This is a genomic window from Rhodococcus sp. MALMAid1271, assembly GCF_049195265.1.
GTDB lineage: Bacteria > Actinomycetota > Actinomycetes > Mycobacteriales > Mycobacteriaceae > Rhodococcoides.
The window spans coordinates 101,534-115,712 of record NZ_JBMIRQ010000057.1 but is presented as its reverse complement, the minus strand read 5'-3'; the positions used below and the strand labels follow the sequence as shown (position 1 = coordinate 115,712).

Sequence of the window (14,179 nt, the reverse complement as noted above, 5' to 3'; positions counted from 1 at the left end):
CAGTTAGCCGGAAATGACGTTGTCCTCACCGCACTCTGCGAGGTCCGGTGATGTGCTCTCCGGGAGAACTGCGGTCACGGACACTGAGGTAACACGAACATTTCGCCCGGCGATTGGTACTCGAACGTTATTCGTCGAACGGGCTGTCGAGTGGAATGCAGCGATTCTGCGCTGGCACAATCGTCCGGGTCGGGCTCGAAGTGGGAAGTGGTGTGTTGATGAAGGTGTGTCGCGGATTCGTACTCGCCGCGGTGGGCGTTGTTGCTTCGGCTGCGGTCCTGTCTGGATGCACGTCTGCATCGGACATCTCCGAGCCGTCGGTGCCGATCGATTCGAATCCGATGACCGAACTGATGAAGCCGAAGCTGACCTCGAGCGTCGTCGACGGAGCCGTCGGATTCTCGCCTGCGGACCCGGTCACAGTCTCGGTCGCCGACGGCAAACTGTCCTCGGTCACCATGCTCAACCCCGAGGGCGAGCCGGTATCGGGCGCTGTTTCACCCGACGGGTTGTCCTGGACCAACACCGAACCGCTCGGGTACGACCGTCAGTACCGCGTGCAGGCCGACGCGTACGGACTCGGGGGAGCGTCGAGCACCGTCACGAGTTTCACCACCAGTCAGCCCGGAAACTTCACCAAGCCGTATGTTCTGCCGAATCCCGGTTCCATCGTGGGCATCGGGCAGCCGGTGGCGGTCCAGTTCGACGAACCGATCGCCGACCGGGTTGCTGCGCAGAACGCAATCACGGTCACCACGACGCCCGCGGTCGAAGGCGCGTTCTACTGGGTCAACAACACCGAGGTTCGCTGGCGGCCGCAGAATTACTGGGCTCCCGGCACCGAGGTCGAGGTAGCGGTGAACGTCTACGGGCGCGATCTCGGTGACGGCATCTTCGGCCAGGAGGATGCGAGCACCTCGTTCACGATCGGCGACGCTGTTATCGCCACCGCGGACGACTACACCAAACAGGTGACGTTCAACGTCAACGGTCAGGACGTCATCACCATGCCGACGTCGATGGGCAAGGACAGCACTCCCACCGACAACGGCGTGTACATCATCGGTGACCGATTCGATCACCTGGTGATGGATTCGTCGACGTACGGTGTGCCGGTGGACTCGTCGAGCGGATATCGCACTCCGGTCGACTGGGCCACGCGAATGTCGTACAGCGGCATCTTCTTCCATTCGGCACCGTGGTCGGTAGGGCAGCAGGGCTACTCGAACACCTCGCACGGTTGCCTGAATCTCAGTCCTACCAACGCCAAGTGGGTCTACGACAACACCAAGCGCGGGGACATCGTCGTGGTGAAGAACACGGTCGGAGGAACGCTCTCGGGTACCGACGGACTCGGTGACTGGAACATCCCGTGGGACAAGTGGAAAGCAGGAAACGCCACCACCGTCTGATCGATCCCGTGTTCGTCGATCAGCGTCGGTCGCGGGTCTGATACAGCGAAGGATCGATGCCGAGGGTCTTCAGATATGCCGTCGGCTCGATGCTCGATCCGTTGTTACGTACCTCGAAATGCAGGTGCGGTCCGGTCGAATTGCCGGTGCTGCCGACAGCGCCGAGGACGTCTCCCGGTGCCACTTCGTCGCCGACGGAGACCGCGATGCTGGACTGATGGCCGTAGTAGGTCTCGGTGTTGCCGCTCTTGATCCGGACGAGTTTGCCGTAGCCGTCGCCTGCATCTCCGGCCTGGACGACGGTTCCGCCGGTCACCGCGTGGATGGGGGTTCCGCTGTCGGCGGCGAGATCGATTCCCTGGTGGTACTGCGCACCGTTGCCGGTCGGGTTGTTGCGTCCGCCGTAGCCCGAGGAGATTCGGTATTTGCCGGCCTCGATGGGGAGCACTGCGCCGCCGAGTCCGATGGTCGGCGGCGCGATCGGAAGTTCGATCGTGGGCAGGTCCGTTGTGCTCGGTGCGTCCGGTGTCGAGAGCGTATCGCCGTCGAGAACGATGGCAGCGACCTGCGTGATCAGGACGCCGGTTGCGTCGAGCACGGCGGACAGGATCGCGGCCCGCTGTTGAGCATCGGGCTGGGGGATCGGGATCTGGGGCAGTTCGATCGTGGGTTGTGCGGTGGCCACCGCGGGGTTGACCATGCCGGTTGCGTCGATGCACAGTGCTGCCGACAACATCGAACCCGCTATGACTCTGTGCAATCTGCGACCCACGAATAGCCTCCTCGTCTGCGCCCAACGCGCACCGATGGACTGGTGCGATGTGGGCGTAAGAACATGTTCTGTGACGCTTCGGGGCACGCTGAACTCACGTAGCAGAAAACACATGAATCACATTGGTACTTTTCTTCCCCAAAAGTGCCATTAGTTACCGTACGTCACATCAACCCCATAAGAAACCTGAAAGTTGAATTACAACAACGTAATTCGAGGTCAGGGGGGGTCGCCTCGGCACCGGGAACGCTCGAGGCCGGGGAATGAACGCACGAAAAAGGCCGGTCTCACGAGGAGACCGGCCTTTTCGTATGGGGTGAGTGACGGGACTCGAACCCGCGACACCCAGGATCACAACCTGGTGCTCTACCAGCTGAACTACACCCACCATGTCCACATCAGCAGAACCGTGTGTGGCTCTCCATCAGCAGCGTCGACAATACTAGCGGGTTGAATCCCGGGTTGCTAATCCGCCCCTGCTTGCGTGTCGAGATCCTGAACGACAGCCGCGATATCGCTGGTCGACGGGCCCGGCTGTGCCACGAATGCCGTTCGACGGTAGTACTGCAGCTCCTTGATGGACTCCTTGATGTCCGCGAGAGCGCGGTGCGCCAAGCCCTTGGGAGGCTGCCCGTAGTAGATCCGCGGGTACCACCGTCGGGAAAGTTCTTTGATCGAGCTGACGTCGATCATGCGGTAATGGAGGTAGGTATCGAGCGCGGTCATGTCACGTGAGATGAATCCGCGGTCGGTGGCGATCGAATTGCCGGCCAGCGGCACCGTCCCGGCCACCGGGACGTGCTCCTTGATATAGGCCAGCACCTGCTGCTCTGCATCCTCCAGAGATACCGTCGACGCCCGCACCTCGTCGGTCAGCCCCGATTTGGCGTGCATGGCCGTCACGACGGCCGGCATGTTCGCCAACGCATCGTCCTCGGCATGGATGACGATGTCGACACCCTCCCCGAGAATGTTGAGCTCGCTGTCGGTCACCAGAGCAGCAATTTCGATCAGCTTGTCCTTGCTCAGGTCCAAGCCGGTCATTTCACAGTCGATCCACACGAGTTTGTCCTGCACTCGCTCCACAGTAGTGCGCGCCCTGCAGCCGCTAGGGTTTGCGGTGGCGATCGAACCAGTTCAGTTACAGCACACGTTCTTGGAGGACGCGGACATGACAGTCGACCCGACCCAGCCGGCACCAACGCTCAGCCCGGCCGAGAAGGCGAAGGCGGCCAAGGCGGCCGCCGTCGAAGCTGCGCGGGTGGCCGCCGAGGCCTTGGCCGCGGCCGAAGCGGCCGAGGCCGAAGCGCTCGCCGCGGAACAGGGGCTGTCCCCGACCGCGAACGGCAAGGCCGCCGAGATCGCAGCCGGATACGCCTCGGTGGGCGCTGCGCTGGAACTGGGAACGGTGATGCTGGACGGCGACACCGACCCTGCTGCCCGCATTCGAATTCCGTTGGCCACGTTGAACCGGCACGGACTGGTTGCCGGAGCCACCGGCACCGGAAAGACGAAGACGCTGCAGGGGATTGCCGAACAGCTCTGCGCCGCCGGTGTGCCCGTCGTGATGGCCGATGTCAAAGGCGACCTGTCGGGTTTGTCGGCGCCGGGCGAGGACAACGAGAAGATGCGCAGCCGAGCTGTGGACACCGGCGCTTCGGACTGGGAACCCGCGGGCCATCCGGTGGAGTTCCTCTCCCTCGGCACGGAGGGAATCGGTGTGCCGGTGCGTGCCACGATCACTGCCTTCGGGCCGATTCTGCTCAGTAAAGTGCTGGGGCTGAACAACACTCAGGAGTCCACTCTCGGTCTGATCTTCCATTGGGCCGACTCCCAGGGGCTTGCCCTGCTCGATCTCAAGGACCTGAGATCGGTGATCATGCATCTGACCAGTGACGAGGGCAAGTCTGATCTGAAAGGCATCGGCGGTGTGTCCTCAGCGACCGCAGGGGTGATTCTGCGCGCGCTGGTCAACCTCGAAGCAGACGGCGGCGACACCTTCTTCGGCGAACCCGAGCTGGCGACCGAGGATCTGTTGCGCGTCGGACCGGACGGGCGAGGCATCATCACGCTGTTCGAGCTCGGAGCGCAGGCATCGCGTCCGGTCATGTTCTCCACGTTCCTGATGTGGGTGCTCGCCGATCTGTTCCAGACGCTGCCCGAGGTAGGCGACATCGACAAGCCCAAACTGGTCTTCATCTTCGACGAGGCGCACCTGCTCTTCGCCGACGCCTCGAAGGCATTTCTGCAACAGGTGGAGCAGACCGTCAAGCTTATCCGCTCCAAGGGCGTCGGCGTCTTCTTCTGCACGCAGTTGCCCACCGACGTGCCCAACGACGTGCTCTCGCAATTGGGTGCCCGAATTCAGCATGCTCTGCGCGCGTTCACGCCGGACGATCAGAAGGCGCTGAACAAGACGGTGCGCACCTACCCCAAGACCGATGCCTACGACCTCGAGAAAGCGCTGACGTCGTTGGGTACCGGTGAGGCGATCGTGACGGTGCTCTCGGAGAAGGGTGCCCCGACACCGTTGGCGTGGACGAAGATTCGCCCGCCTCGTTCGTTGATGGACACCATCGGAAACGACGCCATCGCGGCGGCCGCGTCGTCGAGCGCCCTGTCTGCGAAGTATCGAGAAACCATCGATCGTGAGTCGGCCTACGAGCGGATGAACGCTCGGGTGGCGAACGTGCCCGCTCCGGACGAGAAGTTCGACATTCCGCCGTTGCCTGCCGATCTGCCAGACCTACCCCCGAGCGAGCCGGCAGGTCCTTCGGCCGCCGAACGCATCATGGACAACCCGGCCGTCAAGAGCTTCCTGCGGTCGGCCGCCTCGGCCGCCGGGCGGGAGATCTCGCGCAGCATCTTCGGAACCGGACGCCGCCGACGACGCTGAGGTCAGTTACCCAGCTTCTTGTAGAAGCTGCCGATGATCGGTGCGGAAATGCTGCGTGGGCTGTACTGCCCGGCCGCCGACATGCCCTTGCTGAGCAGTCCGGGTACGACGCGCATCTTGTTCTTCGCCAGGCCGTCCAGCGACAGCTTCGCGGTGTAAGCGCTGTCGATCCACAGAAAGTCGGGAACCATCTTGTCCACGATCGAGGCATCGGCCGGGTCCGGTGTCTCGGTGCGGACCGGGCCGGGGGCGAGGAGGGTGACGTTGACACCGGTACCCGCGAGCTCTCCGCGGAGCGATTCGGAGAAGGTGTTGACGAAGGCCTTGGTCGCGGCATAGGTGGCGTTGTTGGGGATGGCCATGTTGCCTGCCGCCGAACCGGTGATGAGGATGCCGCCCGCTCCACGGCCGATCATGCCGGGCATGACAGCCAGCGTGAGATCGTGTACCGCAACGGCATTGAGCTCGACCTGATCTCGCTCGTACTCCGGATCGAGCCCGGCCAACGGGCCGAATGTCGCGATGCCTGCGTTGTTGCACAGGATCGAGATCTCACGCTCGGACAGTTCGGTGACCAGTTCCTGGCGCTGTTCGCGGTTCGACAGATCCGACTGACGCACCTCGACGGCAACGCCGTGCTCGGCCGTGAGCTTGGCAGCCAACGCCTCGAGCAGCTCGCCGCGTCGCGCCACCACGATCAGCGAGTGACCACGGGCGGCGAGTTCGGTGGCCAGGGCTTCGCCGATACCGGAGGAGGCTCCGGTGACGACGGCGCGGGCATCTTGGCTGGGATTGGGCAGGCTCACGGTGAGACAGGCTAGCGGACAGATCAGATCGTGGCCGCGAGCCGGGTCCCTTGCTCGATGGCCCTCTTGGCGTCCAGCTCCGCGGCGACGTCCGCACCGCCGATGATGTGCGTGGTGGTGCCCGCAGCCTTCAGTTCTTCGACCAGATCGCGAACCGACTCCTGGCCCGCGCAGATCACGATGGTGTCCACCTCGAGAACGCGCGGACGTTCGTGCTTGTCGCCGAAGGAGATGTGCAGCCCCGCGTCGTCGATCTTCTCGTAGTTTACGCCCGAGAGTTGATGCACGCCTTTGGCTTTCAGTGCAGCGCGATGGACCCAGCCGGTCGTTTTCGCCAGCCCGGCACCGATCCGCCCCGGTTTGCGTTGCAGCAGATACACCTCACGCGGAGACGGCGCGGGAACCGGGGTCGTCAACGCGCCCGGCGCGGCCTCGTGCTCGGTGACGCCCCACTCCTTCTTCCATTCCTTCAAATCCAACGTGGGGGAGGCGTCGGTGGTGAGGAATTCCGAGATGTCGATACCGATTCCGCCCGCACCGATGACCGCGACCCGATCGCCGACGGGCTTGCCATCGCGCACCAGTTCCGCGTACGACAGCACCGACGGGTGCTCGATGCCGGGGATCCGGGGAATCCGGGGGGTGACGCCGGTCGCGAGTACCACCTCGTCGAAGTCGCCTGCGAGAAGTTCGGCGGCGGTGACGCGGGTGTCCAGGTGAACGGCGACGTCTGCGCTACGCAGTGCACGGGAGAAGTACCGGATGGTTTCGGCGAACTCCTCCTTGCCGGGGATGAGTCTCGCGATTCCGAACTGTCCGCCGATCTCGTTTCTGGCCTCGAACAGGCTGACAGTGTGTCCGCGCTGCGCGAGGTTCACCGCTGCCGACAGTCCTGCGGGTCCGGCTCCCACGACGGCGACCTTCTTGGTCTTCTTCGTCGGCAGTAGCTGTAGGTCGATCTCACGTCCGGCTCGCGGGTTGACCAGACAGGAGACCTTCTTGTGTACGAAGGCGTGGTCGAGGCAGGCCTGATTGCACGCGATGCAGGTATTGATCAGGTCGGCCGAGTCGGTGGCGGCCTTGTCCACCCAGAACGGATCGGCCAGCATCGGCCTGGCCATCGCAATCAGCTGAGCGTCACCTCGGGCAAGGATGTTCTCGGCGATCTCGGGCATGTTGATGCGATTGGATGCGGCCACTGGGATGCTCACATGCTTCTCGAGCTTGCCGGTGATATCTGCGAATGCAGCCCGCGGAACCGAGGTGACGATGGTCGGCACCCGTGACTCGTGCCAGCCGATATCGGTGTTGATGATGTTCGCACCCGCTGCTTCGACCTCCTCGGCCAGCGCGACGATGTCGTCCCAGCTCTGACCTTCCTCCACCAGATCGGCCATCGACAGCCGGAACACGATGAGGAAGTCCGGCCCGACGGCTGCCCTCGTCTGTCGCACGATCTCGACGGCCATCCGTCGTCGGTTCTTTGCCGAACCGCCCCACTCGTCGCGCCGCTTGTTGGTGCGCTCGGAGAGGAACTGGTTGATGAAGTAGCCCTCGCCGCCCATGATCTCGACGCCGTCGTAACCGGCGCTCTGCGCGAGGCGGGCGCAACGGACGAAGTTGCGGATCTGCCAGCGAACGCCCCTCGACGTCAACCGCCGCGGTCGAAAAGGGTTGATGGGAGCCTTGATCGACGAAGCCGACACGCTCAGCGGCTGATACGAGTAACGCCCGGCGTGCAGGATCTGCAGCGCGATCTTGCCGCCCTCACGGTGTACTGCCGCGGTGATCCTGCGGTGCCGACGGGCCTCGAGGCGGTTGGTCAGCTTGGCTCCGAACGGCAGCAGCCAGCCGGTGCGATTGGGGGCATAGCCCCCGGTGATGATGAGGGCGACGCCGCCGCGGGCCCGCTCGGCGAAGTAGGCCGCCAGGCGGCCGGTGTCGCGGGCACGATCTTCGAGGCCGGTATGTATCGAGCCCATGATCACCCGGTTCTTCAGCGTGGTCGCACCGACGTCCAACGGCGACAACAGAATCGGATACGGGCCAGCAGTCTGCTCGGTTTTCACAGCTTCTCCAATACCTCGGTGCACCATTCGGTGAATCCTTCTTCGACGCGAATTCCGCCGCGCAGCACCAGGTATTGATGCAACGCGGTGCCGGTGAGGGCAGCGGGGGCCGGAAAATCCTGCTTCTCGATCAGTCGATAGACATCGAGGCGGGTGGCATGGACATCGCGATGGCGGGCGACCTCGACTTTGAGTGCCTCTATGTCGCCATTGGCTGCACCGCGGATCTTGACGGCGAGTTCCTCCCGGAGCTGCGAGGGATCGGTAGGAGCGGCGATCCAGCGATCGAGCTCGGCCCGCCCTGCGGCACTGACGGAGTAGACCTTCTTGTCCGGCCGGCCTGCCTGCGCGACTGCCTCGCCGGTGATCCACCCGGCTGAGTCCATCCGCGTCAACGTTCGATAGATCTGCTGGTGGGTTGCGCTCCAGAAGAAGCCGATCGACTTGTCGAACCGTCGGGCGAGCTCGTACCCCGAGCCGCTGAGCTCGGTGAGGGAGACGAGAATCGCGTGTTCCAAAGCCACGACCGAGATTATGTATGCAACGCAGTGACTATGCAACTAGGTGCACTTCGGCGGCCGACCTTCTCGGGCTAGTGTTGGCAACCATGGGAACCCAGCCCGAGGCCGCCGTCGTCGGAGTCGCAACCACCCGCAAGCAGGTCACCGCCTGGGGATTCTGGGACTGGGGCTCGGCGGCATTCAACGCGGTGATTCTCACCTTCGTGTTCTCGGTGTATCTCACCGATGCCGTCGGCGACGACCTTCCCGGCTCTATCTCTGCCACTACATGGTTCAGCTGGTCGATCGCCGTGTCGAGCGTCGTCATCGCACTTCTGGCACCGGTGTGTGGGCAGTACTTCGACGCCCGCGGCAAACGCAAATGGCTGCTCGGGCTGTTGACCGCGTTGACCGTCGTGGCCATGGCCGGTCTGTTCTTCGTCAAGGACGACTACCACTACCTCTGGCTCGGCCTCGTGTTACTCGGTCTCGGATCCGTCATGTTCGAGTTGGCCAGCATCCCGTACAACTCGATGCTGCGGCAGGTCTCCACCCCGGAGAACATCGGCCGAGTATCCGGGTTCGGCTGGGCCATGGGCTATTTCGGTGGGATCGTGTTGCTGCTGATCTGCTACCTCGGCTTCATCGCCGGCGACGGCGACACTCGAGGTTTTCTCGGCCTCACCACCGACGGCGGGTTGAACATCAGGTTCGTCGCGGTATTGGCCGCCGTCTGGTTCGCGGTCTCGGCCATCCCGGTGATGACGGCAGTTCCCGAGGTGCCCCGCGCCGTGGCCGATCCGAAGGCTGCGGAGGCAGGCTTCGTCGAGTCGTACCGGGTTCTCTTTCGCGACGTACGCGAGTTGTGGAGCGCAGACCGCCGCGCTGTCCACTACCTGATCGCCAGCGCCCTGTTCCGCGACGGGTTGGCCGGAGTGTTCACCTTCGGAGCCGTTCTCGCCGTCAGCGTCTACGGCATCGGAGCAGCGGACGTGCTGCTGTTCGGTATCGCGGCCAATGTCATCGCCGGGATCGGAGCGATCGTCGCCGGTCGGTTCGATGACCGCGTCGGTCCCAAGAAGGTCATCGTCTTCTCCCTCACATCGATGATCGCCGCCGGTATCGTCCTGCTGTTCGTCTCGGGGCCGACGATGTTCTGGGTCTTCGGGCTGATTCTGTGCCTGTTCGTCGGGCCGGCGCAATCGTCGGCCCGTACCTTCCTCGCCCGGCTCGCGCCGCCCGGGCGAGAAGGCCAGTTCTTCGGTTTGTATGCGACGACCGGGCGGGCTGCCTCTTTTCTGGCACCGTCCCTGTTCGGTCTGTTCGTCTGGATGTTCAGCGCCGATCGCGCGGGTATCGCCGGACTGATCATCGTTCTCGGTGCCGGACTCCTGGCACTGCTGAAGGTGCGGGCCCCACGCGAGGTCTAGACGGACCGAATGCGCGCCAGAATTTCGGCAGTGAGCACTTCGGCGGCTTCCTCGGGGATCCAGTGGGATACCCCGTCCAATTCGACGAATCGATACGGCGCATCGACGAATTCACCGCAGCGCTCCGCTCCCGCCCGGCCGATGGCTGTGTCGCCGTTGCTCCAGAGGTAGGTGGTGGGGACGGTCACCGGAGGAAGGTTCGCGAACTCCTTGGTCATCGCGGCGTACCAACTCGACGCCGCTGTCAATGCCCCGGGTACCGCGAGGTGACGAACGTATTCCTCGTCGAGGCTCTGCGCACCGAACATGGCGCGCAGCCGTTGCGCGTCGTTCTCCACCAGTACACGCTCGGCTTTCTCCGGTTCTCGAAGTAGGCCGAAGTACTGTGACCGCTCCTGCTGATCCGGATCCTCGCGGATGGCCCAGTTGAACGCCGCCGAATGGGGGACCGATGCCGCGGTGAGCGTGCGTACCCGGTCGGGGTGTTCGGCCGCGAGGTGCCAGGCGACCACCGCGCCCCAGTCGTGTCCCACCAGGTGCGCCGAGGGCAGGTCGAGTGCATCGAGCAGCCCCAGGATGTCGCCGGTGAGATGGTTTATGCGGTAGTGCTCGACACCGACCGGGCGGGCACCGGGTGAATATCCTCGCTGGTTGGGCGCGGTCACTCGGCAACCCGCACCGACCAACCCCGGCGTCACACTGGTCCACGACACATTCGTCTGCGGGAAACCGTGCAGCGCGACCACCGGAATACCGTCGGTCGGTCCCGACATCGCCACCTCGAACACGAACTCGCCGACACTTACCTCGGTCATGAACATCCCTTCGCGGCCGTCTCGTTCTCGAACGGTCAAGCCCGTCGTGGTTCCCATCGGCTCATCCCGAGCATGATCATGCGGATCTGCTTCTCGGTCCGCTCGATCAGATCCTTCTCGTTCTGGCTACCCGGTCTGTCGATTTCCAACAGGCCGACCACCGCAGTGAGCATCGTCGAGACGAGGAGATCGGCGGTCATCTCCAGATCGGCGACGTCCCACCGCTCGAGGCCGGGCATGCGGGAGAGGTCGATGGTGAGCTCGCTGACGAACAGGCGCAGTTCGGTGGCGAAGGCGCGGCGCACCTCGGTGACGCCGCCGTATCTCTCGCGGGTGAGGAAACGAAACTGGTCTTCGTGGGTCCGCACCTGGCGGACCAGGATTGCGAAGGATTCGGTGGCCGTCTTGGTGCTCGGGTTGCGCCGGGCATCACGCAGCATCTGTCGCAGCATGCGCATGCTTTCCTCGACGAGGGCGACGCCGAGGTCCTCCATGGAGGCGAAGTGGCGGTAGAACGCGGTGGGGACGATGCCGGCGGATCGGGCGACTTCTCGCAGGCTGACGCTGGCGAACGGGCGGTCGCGTAGCAGATCGAGGGTGCCCTCGATCAATGCCTGGCGGGTGCGTTCCTTCCGCTCGGCACGAGTACCCGGTTCTGTCACAACCCCCAGTTTATGGTCGCGCATTCTGTGACCTCCCATCCGGCTCCTCCCGGACTCCGTTGATCTGTCGACGAGCTCTGTAACGACGGTCACATAAACGTTGACAGGTACCAGTGCCGCTCTGTCACACTGATGTTAGTGCACAATCGTTCACTGAATGGGTCGTTGGTTTCGATCCGGTTAGGGAGGATGGAATGACGCTTCAAGAACGCCCGTCGCGAACCTCGGGTTCGCGCAAGTTCTCGCTTCTTTCCCTGTTCGAGGCCATGGCCACGCCCCACGCGCTCGATCGGTACCTCGAACTCGTCGACCCCATGACAACCGTTCGTGATCTTCGCGGCGAGGTCACCGAGATACATCGGTCCACCGAAGACTCGTTGACACTGGTCATTCGTCCCACGCGTCAGTGGAAGGGCTTCGATGCGGGCCAGTTCGTCCAGATCGGCGTCGTCATCGACGGGGTTCGTCACACTCGCTGTTACTCACCGGCCTGCTCGCAGTACCGCAGGGACGGTCGAATCGAACTGACGATCAAGGCCCATCCCGAAGGGCTCGTGTCGCGGTACCTACACAACAATGCCCACGTCGGCCTCGTGGTCAGCCTGTCGCAGGCGGACGGCACATTCAGGCTTCCCACGCCACGCCCGGCGAAGACGCTGTTGATCAGCGGAGGCAGCGGCATCACGCCGGTGCTGTCCATGCTCAGGTCGCTGCTGGACGAGGGGTACGGCAGCGACCTGACATTCCTGCACTACGCGTTCACCGAGAACGACGTCGCATACAAGAAGGACCTGGAGAAGATCGCCGCCGAGCACGAGAACGTCAACATCGTCTTCGCGTACACCGAGCAGAAGACGGGCGGCGATCTGCACGGGTTCTTCGGTCGGGAACATCTCGATGCCGTGGCTCCCTGGTTCGCCGATGCCGACACGTTCCTGTGCGGGCCGCCCGGGCTGATGAAGGGTGTGACCTCCTTCTTCGAGGATGCCGGGTTGAGCGAGCGACTACACCTCGAGGAATTCACGCCCTCGTTCGCCACCGTCAGTGACGACGTCACCGGAACCACCACGTTCTCCGGTAGCGACGTGTCCTCGGAGAACGACGGCGAAACCCTGCTCGAGCAAGCCGAGGCAGCGGGTCTCTCCCCGGCCAACGGCTGCCGGATGGGTATCTGCTTCACCTGCACCTCGGTGAAGAAGTCCGGCTGCACGAAGAACATCAAGACCGGTGAGACCGACACCGAATCCGACAAGAAGATCCAGCTGTGCGTGTCCGTTGCCGTGGGCGACGTCGATATCGACATATAGATCCACCCCGGAACACCGATAGCCCCAGACCCATCTCGACCCGATCGAATTGGAGATCATCAGATGCTCGGAACGATTCTCTCGATCCTGCCCACCACCGTCCTGCCCTTTCGCCGCAACGAGTCCGTGCCGGACCAGCCCACCGTGCTGACCTTCGAGCAAGTCGAAGAACTCGGCCGCGAACTCGACGACCTCCGCGCCCGCACGGTCGCGAAGCTGGGCGACGAGGACCGCGAATACATCTACAAGATCATCAAGGCCCAGCGCGGCCTCGAGATCACCGGACGCGCATTGATGTACCTGCCGTTCCTCCCGCCCGCGTGGCTGGCAGGCGTCGGTGCCCTCGGCGTGGCGAAAATACTCGACAACATGGAGATCGGGCACAACGTCATGCACGGCCAGTACGACTGGATGCGTGAGCCCGGCCTGAACTCCCAGGTTTTCGAGTGGGACACCGTCTGCCCGGCGGAACAGTGGAAGCACTCGCACAACTACATGCACCACACCTTCACCAACATCGTCGGCATGGACCGCGACATCGGTTACGGCATCCTGCGGATGGACCAGGATCAGAAGTGGAACCCGTACTACCTCGGTAACCCGGTCTACGCGTTCTTGCTGATGACGTTCTTCGAGTGGGGCGTCATGCTGCACGACCTCGAGACCGAGAACATCGTTGCGGGCAAGCGCAAGTGGCACGACGTCAAGCCGCTGCTGCAGGGCATGTGGCGCAAGGCGGGCAAGCAGGCCCTCAAGGACTACGTGATCTTCCCTGCGCTGACCGGCCCGTTCTTCGTCTCTACCGTGGTCGGAAACGTCGCCGCGAACCTCATCCGCAACGTGTGGAGCTACTCGATCATCTTCTGCGGCCACTTCCCGACCGGAGTCCAGACCTTCAGCCAGGAAGAGACTGCCGAGGAGACCCGCGGCGAGTGGTACGTCCGTCAGATGTTGGGATCGGCCAACATCGAGGGCAGCCCGCTGTTCCACATCATGTCGGGCAACCTCTCACACCAGATCGAGCACCACCTGTTCCCCGATCTGCCCGCGCATCGCTACCCGCAGATCGCGCCCGAGGTCAAGGCGCTGTGTGAGAAGTACGACCTGCCGTACAACACCGGTGGCTTCTTCCACCAGATCGGCACCGTGTGGGGCAAGATCTTCAAGCTGGCTCTGCCCAACTCGCTCACGGGTTCGGCGGCTCCCGCCGGTGTTATCGTCGAGCGTAAGAAGACCAGCGCAGCGTGACGACTTCGAAGGGGGCGGTCCTGTTGGTAGGAAAGTTCGAGCGCAACAAAGATACCGTTCAGGACTTCACCGAATCGGCCGCGACTCACGTCGGCCGGATCGTCGTGATCATCGCCGGAGCCGTCCGCGACGTCACGCGTGAAATCGGTGATCTGATCACCGATGGCATCGAGATGCGCGAGGCAGCGAAGAAGGCGGAGCGCGACGCCCCGCTGGGCACCGTGATCAACGGAGAGTTCGAGACCCGCGAACGATAGGGCAA

General features: G+C 63.5%; 13 protein-coding genes and 1 tRNA gene. 6 read left to right on the top strand and 8 right to left on the bottom strand.

The window, feature by feature from the left end; genetic code table 11:
- The first annotated feature begins 218 nt into the window (after positions 1 to 218).
- Entirely contained in the window at positions 219 to 1,412 is a 1,194-nt protein-coding gene (locus ACOQFP_RS06235) for a L,D-transpeptidase (protein ID WP_421583787.1), read from the top strand.
- Between the two features lie 19 nt (positions 1,413 to 1,431).
- Here ACOQFP_RS06235 and ACOQFP_RS06230 read toward each other — a convergent pair whose 3' ends face one another.
- From ACOQFP_RS06230 to orn, 3 genes are all read right to left on the bottom strand, one after another.
- Positions 1,432 to 2,184, bottom strand: a complete 753-nt coding sequence (locus tag ACOQFP_RS06230) for a M23 family metallopeptidase (RefSeq protein ID WP_421583786.1) — start codon at positions 2,182 to 2,184, stop codon at positions 1,432 to 1,434.
- 312 nt (positions 2,185 to 2,496) lie between these two features.
- Positions 2,497 to 2,572 (bottom strand) — tRNA-His (locus ACOQFP_RS06225).
- Positions 2,573 to 2,649: 77 nt separating this feature from the next.
- Positions 2,650 to 3,261 (bottom strand): oligoribonuclease, encoded by a 612-nt coding sequence (orn, locus tag ACOQFP_RS06220; RefSeq protein WP_341245134.1) that lies wholly within the window; start codon positions 3,259 to 3,261, stop codon positions 2,650 to 2,652.
- Positions 3,262 to 3,355: 94 nt separating this feature from the next.
- Between orn and ACOQFP_RS06215 the strand changes: the two genes are divergently transcribed.
- A complete protein-coding gene (locus ACOQFP_RS06215) occupies positions 3,356 to 5,080 on the top strand; it encodes a helicase HerA-like domain-containing protein (RefSeq protein WP_421583785.1) in 1,725 nt (574 codons plus the stop codon).
- A 2-nt stretch (positions 5,081 to 5,082) separates the two neighbouring features.
- Here ACOQFP_RS06215 and cmrA read toward each other — a convergent pair whose 3' ends face one another.
- From cmrA to ACOQFP_RS06200, 3 genes are read right to left on the bottom strand one after another with little or no spacing between them, the layout of a single operon-like run.
- Positions 5,083 to 5,886: a mycolate reductase gene (cmrA, locus tag ACOQFP_RS06210; protein WP_421583784.1), complete on the bottom strand. Its 804-nt coding sequence runs from the start codon at positions 5,884 to 5,886 to the stop codon at positions 5,083 to 5,085.
- 23 nt (positions 5,887 to 5,909) lie between these two features.
- Positions 5,910 to 7,982, bottom strand: a complete 2,073-nt coding sequence (locus tag ACOQFP_RS06205; protein WP_421583783.1) for an FAD-dependent oxidoreductase — start codon at positions 7,980 to 7,982, stop codon at positions 5,910 to 5,912.
- Positions 7,952 to 8,479, bottom strand: coding sequence for a PadR family transcriptional regulator (locus ACOQFP_RS06200; protein WP_206489431.1), 528 nt, complete (start codon positions 8,477 to 8,479; stop codon positions 7,952 to 7,954). The genes ACOQFP_RS06205 and ACOQFP_RS06200 overlap by 31 nt, the downstream gene beginning before the upstream one ends.
- 83 nt (positions 8,480 to 8,562) lie before the next feature.
- Between ACOQFP_RS06200 and ACOQFP_RS06195 the strand changes: the two genes are divergently transcribed.
- Entirely contained in the window at positions 8,563 to 9,885 is a 1,323-nt protein-coding gene (locus ACOQFP_RS06195) for an MFS transporter (RefSeq protein WP_206489430.1), read from the top strand.
- On the opposite strand, the gene ACOQFP_RS06190 is transcribed toward ACOQFP_RS06195, so the two are convergent.
- Positions 9,882 to 10,706, bottom strand: coding sequence for an alpha/beta fold hydrolase (locus ACOQFP_RS06190; RefSeq protein WP_421583827.1), 825 nt, complete (start codon positions 10,704 to 10,706; stop codon positions 9,882 to 9,884). The genes ACOQFP_RS06195 and ACOQFP_RS06190 overlap by 4 nt on opposite strands.
- 29 nt (positions 10,707 to 10,735) lie before the next feature.
- Positions 10,736 to 11,386 (bottom strand): TetR family transcriptional regulator, encoded by a 651-nt coding sequence (locus tag ACOQFP_RS06185; RefSeq protein ID WP_206489429.1) that lies wholly within the window; start codon positions 11,384 to 11,386, stop codon positions 10,736 to 10,738.
- Between the two features lie 170 nt (positions 11,387 to 11,556).
- Here ACOQFP_RS06185 and ACOQFP_RS06180 point away from each other — a divergent pair, with 170 nt between their 5' ends.
- The 3 genes from ACOQFP_RS06180 to ACOQFP_RS06170 all read left to right on the top strand — a co-directional run bounded on the left by ACOQFP_RS06180 (position 11,557) and on the right by ACOQFP_RS06170 (position 14,174).
- Positions 11,557 to 12,669 carry a ferredoxin reductase gene (locus ACOQFP_RS06180; RefSeq protein WP_421583782.1) on the top strand — a complete coding sequence of 371 codons (1,113 nt, stop codon included), beginning with the start codon at positions 11,557 to 11,559 and terminating at the stop codon, positions 12,667 to 12,669.
- Positions 12,670 to 12,732: 63 nt separating this feature from the next.
- Positions 12,733 to 13,917, top strand: a complete 1,185-nt coding sequence (locus tag ACOQFP_RS06175) for a fatty acid desaturase family protein (RefSeq protein WP_206489427.1) — start codon at positions 12,733 to 12,735, stop codon at positions 13,915 to 13,917.
- 23 nt (positions 13,918 to 13,940) lie between these two features.
- Entirely contained in the window at positions 13,941 to 14,174 is a 234-nt protein-coding gene (locus tag ACOQFP_RS06170; RefSeq protein WP_206489644.1) for a hypothetical protein, read from the top strand.
- Positions 14,175 to 14,179 lie beyond the last annotated feature (5 nt).

Excerpts from the sequence above, each read along its gene's own strand:
- ACOQFP_RS06235 (WP_421583787.1), top strand. The coding sequence starts at position 219 with ATGAAGGTGTGTCGCGGATTCGTACTCGCCGCGGTGGGCGTTGTTGCT.
- ACOQFP_RS06215 (WP_421583785.1), top strand. The coding sequence starts at position 3,356 with ATGACAGTCGACCCGACCCAGCCGGCACCAACGCTCAGCCCGGCCGAG.
- ACOQFP_RS06205 (WP_421583783.1), bottom strand. The coding sequence starts at position 7,982 with ATGGTGCACCGAGGTATTGGAGAAGCTGTGAAAACCGAGCAGACTGCT.
- ACOQFP_RS06195 (WP_206489430.1), top strand. The coding sequence starts at position 8,563 with ATGGGAACCCAGCCCGAGGCCGCCGTCGTCGGAGTCGCAACCACCCGC.
- ACOQFP_RS06190 (WP_421583827.1), bottom strand. The coding sequence starts at position 10,706 with ATGTTCATGACCGAGGTAAGTGTCGGCGAGTTCGTGTTCGAGGTGGCG.
- ACOQFP_RS06185 (WP_206489429.1), bottom strand. The coding sequence starts at position 11,386 with ATGCGCGACCATAAACTGGGGGTTGTGACAGAACCGGGTACTCGTGCC.
- ACOQFP_RS06180 (WP_421583782.1), top strand. The coding sequence starts at position 11,557 with ATGACGCTTCAAGAACGCCCGTCGCGAACCTCGGGTTCGCGCAAGTTC.
- ACOQFP_RS06175 (WP_206489427.1), top strand. The coding sequence starts at position 12,733 with ATGCTCGGAACGATTCTCTCGATCCTGCCCACCACCGTCCTGCCCTTT.